This is a genomic window from Insulibacter thermoxylanivorax, from assembly GCF_015472005.1.
Classification (GTDB): domain Bacteria; phylum Bacillota; class Bacilli; order Paenibacillales; family DA-C8; genus Insulibacter; species Insulibacter thermoxylanivorax.
Genome location: NZ_BMAQ01000004.1, coordinates 100892 through 115016 on the forward strand (window position 1 = coordinate 100892; position 14125 = coordinate 115016).

The 14125-nt window shown below is 48.7% G+C and carries 12 protein-coding genes; 9 read left to right on the forward strand and 3 right to left on the reverse strand.

Features of this window, described 5'->3' with window-relative positions; all coding sequences use genetic code 11:
- The first annotated feature begins 1 nt into the window (after position 1).
- The 9 genes from PRECH8_RS02865 (at position 2) to PRECH8_RS02905 (ending at position 10119) form a co-directional block, all read left to right on the forward strand.
- Positions 2-733: a lantibiotic immunity ABC transporter MutE/EpiE family permease subunit gene (locus PRECH8_RS02865; RefSeq protein ID WP_200965572.1), complete on the forward strand. Its 732-nt coding sequence runs from the start codon at positions 2-4 to the stop codon at positions 731-733.
- A 3-nt stretch (positions 734-736) separates the two neighbouring features.
- A complete protein-coding gene (locus tag PRECH8_RS02870) occupies positions 737-1492 on the forward strand; it encodes a lantibiotic immunity ABC transporter MutG family permease subunit (protein WP_200965573.1) in 756 nt (251 codons plus the stop codon).
- Between the two features lie 53 nt (positions 1493-1545).
- Positions 1546-2205 carry a response regulator transcription factor gene (locus tag PRECH8_RS02875; protein WP_200965574.1) on the forward strand — a complete coding sequence of 220 codons (660 nt, stop codon included), beginning with the start codon at positions 1546-1548 and terminating at the stop codon, positions 2203-2205.
- Positions 2178-3599 (forward strand): HAMP domain-containing sensor histidine kinase, encoded by a 1422-nt coding sequence (locus PRECH8_RS02880; protein WP_242457404.1) that lies wholly within the window; start codon positions 2178-2180, stop codon positions 3597-3599. The genes PRECH8_RS02875 and PRECH8_RS02880 overlap by 28 nt, the downstream gene beginning before the upstream one ends.
- Before the next feature lie 149 nt (positions 3600-3748).
- On the forward strand, positions 3749-4159 hold the full coding sequence (locus tag PRECH8_RS02885; RefSeq protein WP_371871170.1) for a GntR family transcriptional regulator: 411 nt from the start codon (positions 3749-3751) through the stop codon (positions 4157-4159).
- The gene (locus PRECH8_RS02890; RefSeq protein ID WP_200965575.1) at positions 4156-4830 is read left to right on the forward strand and encodes an ATP-binding cassette domain-containing protein; all 675 of its coding nucleotides are present in this window, start codon (positions 4156-4158) and stop codon (positions 4828-4830) included. The genes PRECH8_RS02885 and PRECH8_RS02890 overlap by 4 nt, the downstream gene beginning before the upstream one ends.
- Before the next feature lie 747 nt (positions 4831-5577).
- Positions 5578-6789: a hypothetical protein gene (locus PRECH8_RS02895; protein WP_200965576.1), complete on the forward strand. Its 1212-nt coding sequence runs from the start codon at positions 5578-5580 to the stop codon at positions 6787-6789.
- Positions 6790-6832: 43 nt separating this feature from the next.
- Positions 6833-9244: a hypothetical protein gene (locus PRECH8_RS02900; protein WP_200965577.1), complete on the forward strand. Its 2412-nt coding sequence runs from the start codon at positions 6833-6835 to the stop codon at positions 9242-9244.
- 2 nt (positions 9245-9246) lie between these two features.
- Positions 9247-10119 (forward strand): ATP-binding cassette domain-containing protein, encoded by an 873-nt coding sequence (locus tag PRECH8_RS02905; RefSeq protein WP_200965578.1) that lies wholly within the window; start codon positions 9247-9249, stop codon positions 10117-10119.
- A 166-nt stretch (positions 10120-10285) separates the two neighbouring features.
- On the opposite strand, the gene araA is transcribed toward PRECH8_RS02905, so the two are convergent.
- The 3 genes from araA to PRECH8_RS02920 are packed head-to-tail and all read right to left on the reverse strand — an operon-like array spanning position 10286 to position 14085.
- Positions 10286-11710, reverse strand: a complete 1425-nt coding sequence (gene araA / locus PRECH8_RS02910) for an L-arabinose isomerase (RefSeq protein ID WP_200965579.1) — start codon at positions 11708-11710, stop codon at positions 10286-10288.
- 59 nt (positions 11711-11769) lie between these two features.
- Complete coding sequence (locus PRECH8_RS02915; RefSeq protein WP_200965580.1) at positions 11770-12465, reverse strand: L-ribulose-5-phosphate 4-epimerase; 696 nt, start codon at positions 12463-12465, stop codon at positions 11770-11772.
- A 3-nt stretch (positions 12466-12468) separates the two neighbouring features.
- On the reverse strand, positions 12469-14085 hold the full coding sequence (locus PRECH8_RS02920) for a xylulokinase (protein ID WP_200965581.1): 1617 nt from the start codon (positions 14083-14085) through the stop codon (positions 12469-12471).
- Between the last annotated feature and the right edge of the window lie 40 nt (positions 14086-14125).

Sequence of the window (14125 nt, forward strand, 5' to 3'; positions counted from 1 at the left end):
GATGCTGGTCTATATTCGTGCGGAATATCTGAAAATACGCAGAACGTTCACGAAGCAATTGTTCTGGCTCGCCCCGCTTCTCACGATGTTCATGAGTTTCGCGCTTATGGGCGGCCAATATTTCCAAACGGGAACCTACAACTGGTGGTATATTCTCATGCTGCCGGGGGCTTTGACGCTGATCTGCGCGGGAATCATGATGAGGGATAAGAGGAAATTAAACTATCGCGCCATCCTCGGGCTGCCTATTCAGCTGGAGAAAGTCTGGTATGGCAAGATCGGTGCCGCAATGATCCTGTACCTGCTTACCACCATCATCCTGTTCATCGGCGTCGGGATCGGCGGCGTCTTATTCTCTGCCTCGCTGACATGGTCTGAGCATGCCCTGGGCAGTTTACTGCTCTACTTGTCTTATCTCTGGCAGATTCCCCTCTGCCTTTTCTTGACCGATCGGCTCGGCATGATCGCTGCCTTCATCCTCAATCTGCCAGGCAACATCGCAAGCAGCGTCTTATTGGCAGACACGCCGCTCTGGTGGACCGTTCCCTATGCGATCCCCGCAAGGCTGATGTGCGCAGCGATCGGCGTACTGCCGAACGGCTTGCCTGTTCCCGAGGGAGATGTGTTGCTGGATAAAGGCGTCATCTTGCCGGGCGTGCTGATCACCTTGGGCTTGTTCGTCATCCTGAGTCTGCTGACGATGCTGCCTTTTCGCCGCCGGGAGGTTTTATAAGCCATGCGATCCTACTTGCACTGTATCTTGGCAGAGACGATCAAACTCAGAAGACAACCGCTGCCGCTGATCCATCTGCTGGTCCCGTCAGCGGGTGCAGGGATCTTCCTAGCCTTTTATGCCTTCACACCCTATTCACCTGTTTCTAAAGCCTTAGCCTATATGCAGGTCCTGGCAGCCGCTTATCCTGTGATGATCGGGATCGTCTGCGCCATCGCTGCCGATCAAGAAGCAGCTGCCGGACAGTATCAGCAGCTGCTGACCCAGCCAAGCCGGCTTGTCCCTCTAGCAGGCAAGTTGACCCTTCTTCTGGGCTTAGGTGTCGGCAGCTCAGTATTGGCCTCTGCGGGATTCGGAAGCGGCTTCCTCTATTGGCTGCGACAATCCCCCTTTGAATTGGGGTTTTACCTGAAAGCTGCCTGCATCCTCTTTGCAAGTACGGTGATTCTCTATGCGCTGCATCTTTATGTTGGATTAAGATTCGGCAGCGGCGCCTCGATCGGACTGGGAGTCATGGAGAGCCTCCTCGCTGCCCTCCTCCTCACCGGTTTGGGAGATCGCTTATGGATCTATGTTCCCTGCGCATGGGCTCCGCGCTTTATCACCCTCTGGATGCAAGCTGGGATCTCAGAGCATCCCCTCCCTGCGGAACTGCTGTTCAAGCAGGGGATCCTGCTCAGCACAGCCGGAACCCTCTTAAGCATGCTATTATTAGGGTGGTGGTTCTGCCGCTGGGAAGGCAGATTATCCCATGGATAACACGAGCAACAGTCTCTTCGTTAATAGCACGCAATATTAAGGAAGTGATGTTCTTGGCTAATCTGCTGGCTGTCGATGATGAACCTGCGGTTCTGGCTCTGATCAAGAATATTCTCGAGAAGGACGGCCATCTCGTGACGACCATCTCCTCCCCAGCCGAGGTGTTGAACCTTCAGCTGGGAGCCTATGATCTGATCTTGCTCGACGTGATGATGCCGGAGATAGATGGCTTCACCCTCTGCCGCAAGATTCGCAGCAAGGTGGATGGTCCGATCCTGTTTCTCACAGCTAAATCCATGGAGCAGGATATCATGACAGGTTTAGGCGAGGGTGCCGATGATTATATCATCAAGCCCTTCGGCGCCGGTGAGCTTAGAGCCCGCGTCCATGCTCATCTCCGTCGTGAGAAACGGGAGCGGCGCAATCTTCTCTGCCTCGGTGAGATTACCTTTAATCTATCCGGCAAAGAACTCATGGTTGGGGATCACATCGCCGCACTGACTAAGAGCGAATATGCCATCTGTGAGTTCCTAGCCATGAACAGAGGGCAGGTATTCTCCAAGGATCAGATCTATGATTCGGTCTTCGGCTATGACGGCAACAGCGATTATACCACGATCGTCGAACATATTAAGAATATACGCGCCAAACTGAAGCGCCTGGGAGCTGCACCGATTGAAACCGTATGGGGGATCGGATACCGATGGAGATGAGCTTTCGCCGCAAAAGGCAGAAAACCATAAAACTTCGCACGCTTTTTCTAAAGTATCTTGCTGTCTTCTGTGCCGGAACCATCGGCCTCGTCCTGGCCATCGTACTGATCTTCTCCGGCTTAATGACCATCGGTGCGATCCTGCCGGCCAATTATGCCGAGCAGCAGGTGATGCAGATCCGAGAGGAGATTCAAGCCGGGCAGCAGCCCGAGCTTGATGATCCGCACGCCTTGTTCCGTTACGCCAAGTACACGTTAGACGGCCGGCTGCTGGAACATAATCTCTCGAGCGAACAAGCCGCTGCCGCATGGAACCTGCTTGAAGACAGGGAGTTTATCTATCGTTATCCTTACAATTATGCCAAAGCCGTGAACGATCAGGACGTTTATATTCTTAGGTATTCGTTGTCTGCGCAATTCAACCATCCCGGCATGCAGAGAGTGCTGCCCAATGCGGAGATCTGCTTCATCGTCATCTTCTGCATCGCGTTCCTGATCGGGGTTGGACTGCTTGCCTCCTCCTTCGGACGCAAGCTGACGCTTAAGCTAAGCGGACTGCAAGAGGCCGCGAAGCACATTCAAAAGCAGGATCTGGCGTTTGCGATCCGATACAGCGGGATTGCAGAGATCGATCAGGTCTTGCAATCCATGGATCAGATGAGAAACGCCCTGCGAAACTCCCTTGAACGGCAGTGGAAGCTCGAGCGGAGCCGGCGGCAGCAGGTGTCGGCACTGGCCCATGATGTGAAGACGCCGCTGACCATCGTCCGCGGCAATGCGGATCTCCTGGCGGAGACGGACCTCACCGCTGAACAGGAAGAATATGTGCGCTATATCGCTGAAAGCGCCGGGAAGATGGAGGACTATATCAACCGATTAATCGAGATCACCAAAGCCGAACATGCCGCCTCCTATCAACCTGTACACTTCACCATCTGCCCATTCATCCAGAAGATCGAAGATCAGATGAACGCTTTAGCGGTGACCAAGTCCCTTGCTTGCAACGTCATCACCTGCGGTCTGCCGGATACCGTATATGGGGACCCTGGGCTGTTGGAGCGAGCTTTGATGAACGTCATAGCCAATGCCGTCGATCATTCTCCGTATGGCGGCAAGCTGACCTTCATAGCAGAGCAGATACCGGGAAGCATTCGCTTCTGCATTCGCGATGAAGGGCCCGGTTTCTCACCGGAAGCCCTGCGCCTTGCTGCAGAGCCGTTCTATATGGGCGATGCCTCGCGGGGGGCCAGCGGTCATTACGGCATGGGGCTCTACATCACGCAATTCGTCGCAGATCTGCACGGCGGCAAGCTGCTGATCGCCAACTCGGAAGCTGCGGGCGGCGGTGAAGTGAGCTTAACGCTTCCCTATGAAGAACCCGCACATGAAACATAAACATAAATAACCAACCACTCCATAAGGAGTGGATTTCTATTCGCCTCGCACCATTCCATATAAGGTATATTTTTGTATTATCCCTTTACTTTTCCATTCCTTCGGTGTATAGTACATTACATCAGTAATGTACTAGGTATCAAGGTATCATGCCGAGGTTAGGAGGTCTGACGGTGATTTTCCATTCGAATACAACCAAACCGCTCTACATCCAGATCGCAGAATGGCTGGAGAACGAGATCCTGTCCGGGAATATCAGACCTCATGAGAGGATTTATTCACAGTATCAGTTGGCAGAGATGTTCAACATCAACCCTGCTACCGCTGCTAAAGGGCTGAGCTTGTTATTGGAAGAGAATCTAGTGTACAAGAAACGGGGACTCGGCATGTTTGTCGCTGAAGATGCCCAAGCAAGGATCCAGGCCAAAAGGAAGGAGATCACCTTAAGACAGCTCATCTATGACGTCGTGGGAGAAGCCGCTAATCTTGGTGTAAGTGAGGAGGATTTGATCGCTATGATCAAACAAGCCATCTCAGAGCGAAAGGATGGGACCTCATGAATGTGATCGAGTGTCACCAATTAAGCAAGTACTATTACAGAAAACGCGCACTGCATAACCTGTCCTTCACCATCAAAGAACATACGATCACCGGTCTAATCGGACGCAACGGCGCGGGCAAGACGACTTTGCTGCGAATCCTCGCGGGATACTATCGGCCGAGTTCAGGCAACCCCAAATCCCTGCGCGACACGGATTTTTTCTTCGTGGCCAATCGCCTGACCAGCCATCTGTCCAATATCGCATTCTTGCTGACGGTAAGTCTATATGCCGGCATCACGGTGCCGCTCTTAGGCTCTTTGTTCAAGCTGATCATCTATTTAACCACTGATCGTTCGCTCATCTTATCCGGTGATGTCGTGTTATCTGCAGAAGAGTATGCCATTGGGATGTGGGCGACGACCATGGCGGTCAGTTTATTATCGGCCATCGGTTATCTATGGAGCACGCTTATTCAACTCGTCAGACTATTCATAATCGTGCTTCCTGCAATTTTCATCAGCCTCCTCATGCTCAATATCTCCGGTGAATTCGAATTAATATATATGATGTTCCAATTCTATGCCGAGGAAACCTCACTCCTCGTATATAGCTGCAAGATCATCGCCACCTTGGTCGTCCTCTATACATCTGTCGTCATCCTAACGAGCCGATTGGAGGTTGGAAGATGATTGTTCTCTCGATCTTTTTATCTTGAAGTTCCGCCTCATCTCGATGTTGAGATGCTTCAAGGAATGTTAGTGAAGATTGAGGAGTAAGGACAGCCCATTTTCATGTGTGTATGAACATGCTGGCGAGCAGATTCGAAGTTGGTGTGTGAAGATGGCAGGTGAGTGAGTCGGCTGGCGCGTGAGATGGCAGATCCTGTTGTCTCAGAGAGCATATACGGATAGCGGAATTGGTAAATGAATGATCCTCCGCCCTAATCGACGATAGGTTTCATAAACAATTGTGGCAAGCAGAGAATATTTGGTTGTAATCTTATGCGAATTGTAAGTTTCATGTAAATAACATTATAAAAAAGAAAATGCATCAACATTTGACAAAATATTTATGTAGTATTATCCTATATTAGGGAATATCCCCCATTTAATAGGGGTTATGACATCCAGAATTCACATAAAACACAACAATTACTTGTGGGGTGATATAAATTTAACTCGAACAGTAACAGCCTCAGCCTCTGGAACGGTATCTGCATCTGCGATTGCTCGAGCGGAATACGTCCCAGCAGTGTTTCTTTCTGCAAGAGGCGATCATAGCATTTTTTTCGTCCGGGGCACAGAGCATTATAAGTGGGGAGCAGAAACAAATCTTTAAGTAATGCTAAGAACTTAGTGCCTTAGATAAGAGGGAAGCCTCTTACTAAGGCACTTCGTCCATACATACCTATTTCGTTTATAGAGAGGGATGAGATAATGAAAAGACTTATATATGCCGTGGTAACTCTATTATTTGCGATATTCATAACAGGCTGCAGTGAGCGCGAGGAGCTGCCAAACGACAATGTCTATCATCCTGAGGTGGACTTTCCATACATGTATGGCGACGGCTTATATGGTCTGGAGGTGGCAAGTTCACCAAACGGATATTACTTGCTTCACGATAATTTGATTTATTACTTGGACAAAGATACGATGCAACCTGTCATATTAGACAATAGACCTGATCATGGTTGTGATCATCAACCGAATAGTGAGAACTGTTATGCATATGTTGAACAAAGCGCGACTGGTTTAAAATTCATCCAATATTATAACTCCCATTTATACATAGCGGAGACGTTATTTGATCCCCAGATTTCTAAAGCTGGTTGGTATATGAAGTTATCACGAATCGACTTAGATGGCAAAAACAGAAAGGAAATCAAAACGTTTCCCATCCGTCCAAAATCCCTCGCTATTCATCGCGGCTATATTTATTATGCTATCGTAAGTGTTAGCAAGGAAAATGAAGAAAAGTTGGAAATTTTTCGCTCGAGTATTCAAAAACCAAATGAAGAAGAACTGATTTATTCCGGAGAAGCAGATGGAATCGAGGATATATCGCCTATGACCCTGACCCCTTTTGGCAATCAAGTATATTGGGTTGGTTTTGGAAGGCGCGGATATGTAACGCAAAGATATGATTTGATCACAGGAGAAGTGGCAACATTGTGGGATCGCGGGGATGGCAGCAGCAGTTCATATTCGACGATCTCCGATCAAAGGATATATTTTAGTTACTTTTATGGCGATCCAACTGATCCGAGAGCTCTTGTTCAATATTCTTCTAATCTTGCAGGGGATGATATACAAGAAGAAGTAACTATCAGTCAACATCCGCCGATTATTTATTATTTCCTTAAAGATCAGAATTACACCTATATTCGTCCAGTTGATGGTTACGCTGATCTTCTTCCTCAAGATGTTCCTTATGAATTAGCGGTTTTTAAAGATGGCAAGAAAATACACGCACTCGATTTAACCCCTTTGACGAACTTTCTCGACGTGTATGTAGGTGATGAACGTTATATGTTTGTTAGTTATGATGACAATACGAAGTCCGGATTTTATTATATCGACAAGCAAAAATTCGAAACACAAGAAGCTGCATTTATTCCTTTGCTGGAGACTGTGAGAACGGAGTGATTTCCCAAGGATGATTTCCTGCATTTGACTAAGGGGCGCTTGTATGAAGCTGATTGGTTACGAATTCTATAAAATTTCAAAAAAACGGATTGTGTTGCTGTTATCCTTCTTTCTATTAGTGATTAATGGCGTATTTTATGTATATGAACAATATAAAACAAACGAAACACTCATCCAGGATCTTCAAGCATATAAACAGCAAGAACAGAAATATGAAGGCATATCGCCTGAAGAAGGATGGCAACTGACATCCGCACAATATGAGCAGCTGAATCTATTCCAACAGTTTGTTCAAGCAGATGTATTTTCTGATGATCCTGTATGGCAATCTTTCATGGAAGAATTGATCAAGGAACAAGAAGATACATACCAGCAATACTTAGAGAGCCCGTATTACAATCATGCCGATGCGATCCGACGAGATGCCTTTATTAATGAACGGCTAAAATCTCAATTTGAACACGCCCTTCATTTCCAAGAGAAGATCATGACTATGGAAGATCGGGCAAAGGATATGGTGTCGGTTTCTATATTTAATGACAAACACTCATTTTCTTATCGCAATATTGTGAAAACTGTTGAGGATTTTAAACCACTCAGAGGGTTGCCGTTCCAACTGGGGTTGGAAGAGGGTGTGGTTACCGGATCGAATTTCAGGCCGACAGATCTCTGTATGGCTGTTATCCTTTTACTCCTTGCATCGGTGTTGTTCTATGTCGAAAAGGAGGAAGGGCTTGTCCCTCTTATTCGCGCTGCTCGTCATGGAAAGCTTCGCACATTTGGAGCAAAGTTTACTGTACTCACGATTTGCACAATTGGTCTATCTTTGCTTTATTATGGGTCTATTCTGTTTCTGGCCGGGCGAATCTATGGGTTTGGCGATCTCTCGCGGTATATCCAATCGATGAGCGCCTTCGATCATGCTGTTGAACCGCTCACCGCAGGTCAGTATTTACTCTTTTATTTGGCAGCGAAGATCATCGTCAATGTTTTATTGGCATGGTTAATAACCGCATTGTTTGTTTCGCTGGGTCACATTTCGAGAATATATATCGTATTAACCCTGTTCATCGCAGCCAACTTCCTATGTTATGTACTTATTCATCCGAACTCCTATATGAACGTTTTGAAATATATCAATCTAATTGCTTTTTATGATTTCTTTCATTTGATCTCGGATTATCGAAACTTAAACATACTCGGTTATCCCATTCGCAAAGACACATTAACCTTTGTCAGCTGGGGGATCTTAGCGATTGTGTTGCCGGCAGTCAGTGCTTGGTTCTTTGTAAGACAATCTGGAACGATCACAAGACCAGCTCCATGGCGCTGGATAGCTGGATGGAAAGCTTGGTTATGGAATAATAAACGGACGAATTCACTTATTATGCATGAATGGTTTAAGCTGCTCATTGTCGGCAAGTCTATCTTCGTTTTTCTTATCGCTTTCATCTATATGTATCAACACATCGAGCAAGATGAACGGCGATATGATGTGGAAACCGGCACCTATAATCATTATATATCGATCTTAAATGGAAAATTAACGGACCATAAGCTTCAATTGATCCAGAACGAACTCGATCAATTTGCAGAACTTCCAAATCAATTGAACCATTTAAAAGCGAGTTTGGATGCAGGAGAGATTGACTTATTAACCTATAATCAAGAAAAGTATGAGATTGAACGATATTTAAACCGGCAGCGCGCGTTCCAATATGTCATTGAACAACGTGATTATCTAATCCGGTTACAAGAGCATAAGGGAATCACCGGCGGTTTTGTGAATACAATGACGAGCGATGCCTTATTTAACAGAAAACAGGAACAGATTAGAGATGGCATCACGTATTTGATCTTATTGATTGTCGGACTAGCCCCTTTATTTCCCATAGATGTGAAATACGGATTCATGAGCATCATCTGGAGCAGTTCCAAAGGCAGATGGCGGATGTTTGCGATCAAGTACATCATAGCCTATTTATACGCAATAGGTTTGTTCGTGCTGATGCAATTTCCCAAATACTTCAATGTGATCGTTCACCTGCCTTCAATCGATTGGAAATTGCCCGTTCAAAGTATTGAAGTATTAGGCCACGTCAATTGGCCAGTCAGTATATTAGCCTATGTGATCATTACGAATTTGCTTCAAATATGCGGTGTGCTCATGATCGTTCATGTCATTTTGATGTGTGCCGTTTTAGTGAGGAAACAGATGTTTATGTTGATAGCGGCGACATCACTAACGGTTCTGCCGCTGAGTCTTGAGTATTTCGAACTATCAATGATTAGCAAGTATAGTTTTAATTTTATCTTCTTGTTGTATGACAAGTTTCATTCAGTCTCTTATGAAACAGGGATTGGCTTATACTTTGGCACACTGCTTGTGATTGGCACAGCGGCTTTTTGGGCGGCTTGGTCGGTGATCAATCGGTCGGAATGGAGGGTCGTTTAAGCATGAAACTATCGATTAACGGTGTCACTAAACGTTATCAGCGCGGACGTAAAGCAGCGCTTCAACAGTTTACTGCAGAACTAACTCCCGGCATATATGGTATATTAGGTCCAAATGGTGCAGGTAAAACAACTTTAATGAATTTAGTAACGGATCAGATGAAGCCCGATGAGGGTGAGATATTATACAATGGGGTGCCGATCCATCGTCTGGGCCGCGCATACCGTGATGTGTTAGGGTACATGCCCCAGCAGCAGGGGATTTATCGCGAATTTACCGGCCGGCGATTTTTATGGTATATGGCTGCCCTTAAGGGATTGCCAACGAGTAAAGCAAAATCGAAAATAGAAGAATTATTATCGATCGTCAATTTGACTAAAGATGCCGATACAAAACTAGGCGCATATTCTGGAGGGATGAAACAACGCATATTGATTGCGCAGGCGCTGCTTAATGATCCAGAGCTGTTAATCATGGATGAGCCGACTGCAGGACTTGATCCGAAAGAGCGGATTCGTATTCGGAATTTTATATCAACAATTGCTTTAAATAGAATTGTTATAATTGCGACACATGTTGTGTCGGATATCGAATTTATCTCTAAGGAAATTCTACTGATGAAAGAGGGAAAATTGATCTTAAAAGATCAGCCTGTGAACATTCTATCGAAGATGGAAGGCCATGTGCATGAAGTACGTATAGATAAAACCGAATTATCACAATATCAAGCCCGTTATAAAATTAGTAATATTTCAAGTGATCGCGATGGCATATGGGTTAGAATCGTTCATGAAGAACCGTTGTCTGACGAGCTGGAAATGAGAGAGGTCAAACCCAACTTAGAAGACGTGTATTTGTATCATTTTGAGGAATAAATTCATCTCACCGGATGATTTCATGACGGATCGGTGAGCTTGGGTATCGTTTCTGTATACTAATCTCCCATAAATTGTTTGCCGTGTGTCATGCATAGCATATAAAAAGACCGTTTCTTCGCACTTCAACAGCGCGATCGAAACGGTCTTGTTTCGCTCTTTCGAGTTACTTAATCACTACAGTCTCTACATCAAACATCTTCGCTAAAGTGACGATCTGATCCGTCGTCAGATTCAGCGACGCTACCGTATGGTGGCCGCCGCCGTTCTCGATCCAAGTTCTCACGCCGTCATGGAAGTTCGGCTTCACCTTCCAGAGCACGCGCGCCACCGGCAGCTTCGGAGCAGGAACCGTCGGTTCGAAGGCCGAGATCTCATTGACGAGCAGCTTGAAGTGGGTGCCGAAGTCAGCCATCGATACGACGACGCCCTCCCCTGCCTTGCCGTCGAAGACCAGACGCGCCGGGTCTTCGCGGTCGCCGATGCCGAGCGGTGCAACGAAGATGCGCGGACGCTTGCCGGCGAAGGTCGGGTCTACTTCGAGCATATGGGATTGCAGGATCGCTTCCTGACCAGCAGCCAGCTCATAGGTGTAGTCCTCCATGAAGCCCGTGCTCTGATTGTGGCTCATCACCTTAAGCAAGCGGTTCAGGGCAGCTGTCTTCCAATCCCCTTCTCCAGCGAAGCCGTAGCCCTGTGCCATCAAGCGCTGCACAGCGAGACCCGGAAGCTGTCTCATGCCATGGAGATCCTCGAAGTTCGTAGTGAAGGCATTGTACCCTCTCTCATCCAAGAAACGCTTAAGGGCGATCTCATAGCTTGCTTGAATCCGCACGCTGGCTTCCCAATCTTCCTTGCTGTAGCTGCCGTAGTCAAAATCATACAGCTCCGCATATTCCGCCATCAGCTCATCGATTTCCTTATCCGTTACCGCATTGACGTACTGCACCAGATCGCCGATCCCGTAGTAATCCACGGTCCAGCCGAATTTTATCTGAGCTTCAACCTTATCCCCTTCGGTAACCGCAACGCTTCTCATGTTATCGCCGAAGCGCGCCACCTTGATGTTGAAGCTTTCGTTATAAGCAACAGCGACATCCATCCACTCGGCGATCTGTATCTGAACCTCCGGCCGCTGCCAGTAGCCAACGACGATCTTGTTGCGTTTGTTCAGACGGGCATTGATATGACCGTACTCGCGGTCGCCGTGCGCAGCTTGGTTGAGGTTCATGAAGTCCATATCGATCGTATCCCATGGGATGCTCTCATTGAACTGCGTAGCCAGGTGCAGCAGCGGCTTCTGCAGAATCTGCGTTCCGCGGATCCACATCTTGGCCGGCGAGAAAGTATGCATCCAGGTGATCACGCCTGCTACTTCGTCGCGGTAGTTCACTTCTTTCATGATGCTTGTGATCTTCTCTGCACTGACAGCCAGATCCTGCAACACGATGGGGTATGGCAGCACTCCGCTGTTGTTCAGCGCATCCGTCATCTTCTGAGCATTGGCCTTGACTTGCGCCAGTGCTTCTTCCCCATACAGATGTTGAGAACCTATGACGAACCAGAATTCTCTTTTGAGTTGTTGAGACATGCTATCGACCTCTTTCCCTATAAGTTGTTATAGATGGTGGCATTGCTTCTGATGCTGCATTAATTCTGACCGTAGTAAGCATCCTTGCCGTGTTTGCGGAGATAGTGTTTGTCCAGGATCTCCTGCGGCAATTCCTTCGCGAAGGAGTTCAACTGACGCGTATAGAGATTCATCATGCAGACCTCTTCCAACACGACGCTGTTCACCACGGCGGACATCACATCTTTGCCCCAGGTGAACGGCGCATGACCATGAAGCAGGACCGCTGGAACCGCCATGGGATCGATCCCCCGCTCCTTGAAAGTCTCGACGATGACCATGCCCGTCTCATGCTCATACCCGCGATCGATCTCCTCTTTGGTTAAGTAGCGGGCGCAGGGAATCGTGCCATAGAAGGTATCGGCATGCGTTGTTCCCATGCAGGGAACATCCAAGCCGGCCTGTGCCCAGATCGTCGCCCAAGTCGAGTGGGTATGGACGATGCCGCCGATCTCCGGGAAATGTTTGTACAGCACCGCATGGGTAGCGGTATCGGAGGACGGTCTCAAGTCCCCCTCGACGACGTTGCCGTCCAGATCGACGACGACCATATCGCTTGGCTTTAGCTTGTCATAGTCGACGCCGCTCGGCTTGATAACGAACAGACCGCGCTCCCGGTCGATGCCGCTGGCATTACCCCAAGTAAACTTCACCAAACCGTGTTTGGGCAATTCCAAGTTCGCTACATAGACTTCTTCTTTCAGTTGTTCAAGCACCGATTAAGCCCTCCCATTCTCCAGCAGGTGATCCACAGCAGCCCGCTCGATCGCCAGGCCTGCTTTGTAGCGTTCGATGAAGGTTTCGAATCCCTTCACATCCTCAGCATCCGGCGCCAGCTCCGTGCTCTCGACACCGAGGAAGACCTTCTTGTCGAGGAAATCTTCCAGGCTCTCGCCTTGATCCCGATTGATCATATACGAGGCGAGAATCGCCATGCCCCAGGCTCCGCCTTCACCGGCCGTAGACATCACAGATACCGGCACGTTCAAAGCAGCAGCCAGGAGTTTCTGGCCAACAACAGGGGTCTTGAACAACCCTCCATGGGCCAGGATGCCGTCGATCTCAACCTGCTCCTGCTTGGTCAGGATATCCATGCCGATCTTCAGCGCACCGAAGGCGGTGAACAGGTGCGTACGCATGAAGTTAGCGAGGTTGAACTTGCTCTTCGGTGAGCGAACGAAGAGCGGTCTGCCCTGATCGAAGCCGGTGATGTTCTCGCCCGAGAGATAGCCGTAGCTGAGCAGTCCGCCGCCGTCGGCATCGGCTTCCAGCGCCTTGTTCAAGAGCACGCTGTAAAGCTTACCGGCATCCACCCCATAGCCCATCGCCTCTGCAAATTCGCGGAACAGATCCATCCAAGCATTCAGGTCGCTCGAGCAGTTGTTGGCGTGAACCATGGCTACCGGATCGCCGCTGGGCGTCGTCACCATATCGATCTCCGGATACACCTTGCTGAGCTCCCGCTCCAGCACGATCATCGCAAAGACGGAGGTGCCGACAGAGATATTCCCTGTGCGTTTGCGCACACTGTTCGTCGCCACCATGCCCGTCCCTGCATCGCCCTCCGGAGGACAGAGCGGGATACCCGGCACAAGATCGCCGTCCGGATCGAGCATCTTCGCGCCCTCTTCCGTCAGCGTACCTGCTTCTTCCCCTGCGAGGTATACTTTCGGGAGGAGATCCTGCAGTTTCCACGGATAGCCGCGGTCTGCGATCAACTCTTCGAATTGCCGGATCATCCTCTGGTTGTAATCCCGGGTCGCTTCATCGATCGGGAAGATCCCCGAGGCATCCCCGATTCCGATTGCTCTCTTCCCAGTAAGCAGCCAGTGGATATAGCCGGCCAAGGTTGTCAGGTTATCGATCCGCGGCACATGTTCTTCACCGTTTAAGATCGCTTGATACAGGTGCGCGATGCTCCACCGCTCAGGAATGTTGAACTGGAACACTTCCGTGAGTTTCCTTGCAGCTTCACCGGTCGTCGCGTTCCGCCATGTGCGGAACGGAACGAGCAGCCGGCCCTGATCGTCGAAGGCCATATACCCGTGCATCATCGCGGAGAATCCGATGGAGCCGACTTTGCTGAGCGTGATGCCGAAGCGATCCTGCACTTCCCGCTTCATCTCGCGATAAGCCGTCTGCATGCCAGCGATGATGTCCTCTTGATCATAGGTCCAATACCCGTCCTTCAACTGGTTCTCCCATTCATAGCTTCCTGTCGCAATCGCGTTAAACGCTCGGTCGATCAGCACCGCCTTGATCCGCGTCGAGCCGAATTCGATTCCCAGCGAGGTTTCCCCATTCGCCACCGCTTCCCGCAGCTTCTCTTGATTCATGGCCGCATAACTCCTTTCTTATAGAACGCTGTATGATGAA

Coding starts and splice junctions, on each gene's coding strand:
- PRECH8_RS02920 (WP_200965581.1), bottom strand. CDS start 14,085: ATGAATCAAGAGAAGCTGCGGGAAGCGGTGGCGAATGGGGAAACCTCG.
- PRECH8_RS02905 (WP_200965578.1), top strand. CDS start 9,247: ATGAAACTATCGATTAACGGTGTCACTAAACGTTATCAGCGCGGACGT.
- PRECH8_RS02885 (WP_371871170.1), top strand. CDS start 3,749: ATGCCGAGGTTAGGAGGTCTGACGGTGATTTTCCATTCGAATACAACC.
- PRECH8_RS02890 (WP_200965575.1), top strand. CDS start 4,156: ATGAATGTGATCGAGTGTCACCAATTAAGCAAGTACTATTACAGAAAA.
- araA (WP_200965579.1), bottom strand. CDS start 11,710: ATGTCTCAACAACTCAAAAGAGAATTCTGGTTCGTCATAGGTTCTCAA.
- PRECH8_RS02900 (WP_200965577.1), top strand. CDS start 6,833: ATGAAGCTGATTGGTTACGAATTCTATAAAATTTCAAAAAAACGGATT.
- PRECH8_RS02870 (WP_200965573.1), top strand. CDS start 737: ATGCGATCCTACTTGCACTGTATCTTGGCAGAGACGATCAAACTCAGA.
- PRECH8_RS02865 (WP_200965572.1), top strand. CDS start 2: ATGCTGGTCTATATTCGTGCGGAATATCTGAAAATACGCAGAACGTTC.
- PRECH8_RS02895 (WP_200965576.1), top strand. CDS start 5,578: ATGAAAAGACTTATATATGCCGTGGTAACTCTATTATTTGCGATATTC.
- PRECH8_RS02880 (WP_242457404.1), top strand. CDS start 2,178: ATGGGGGATCGGATACCGATGGAGATGAGCTTTCGCCGCAAAAGGCAG.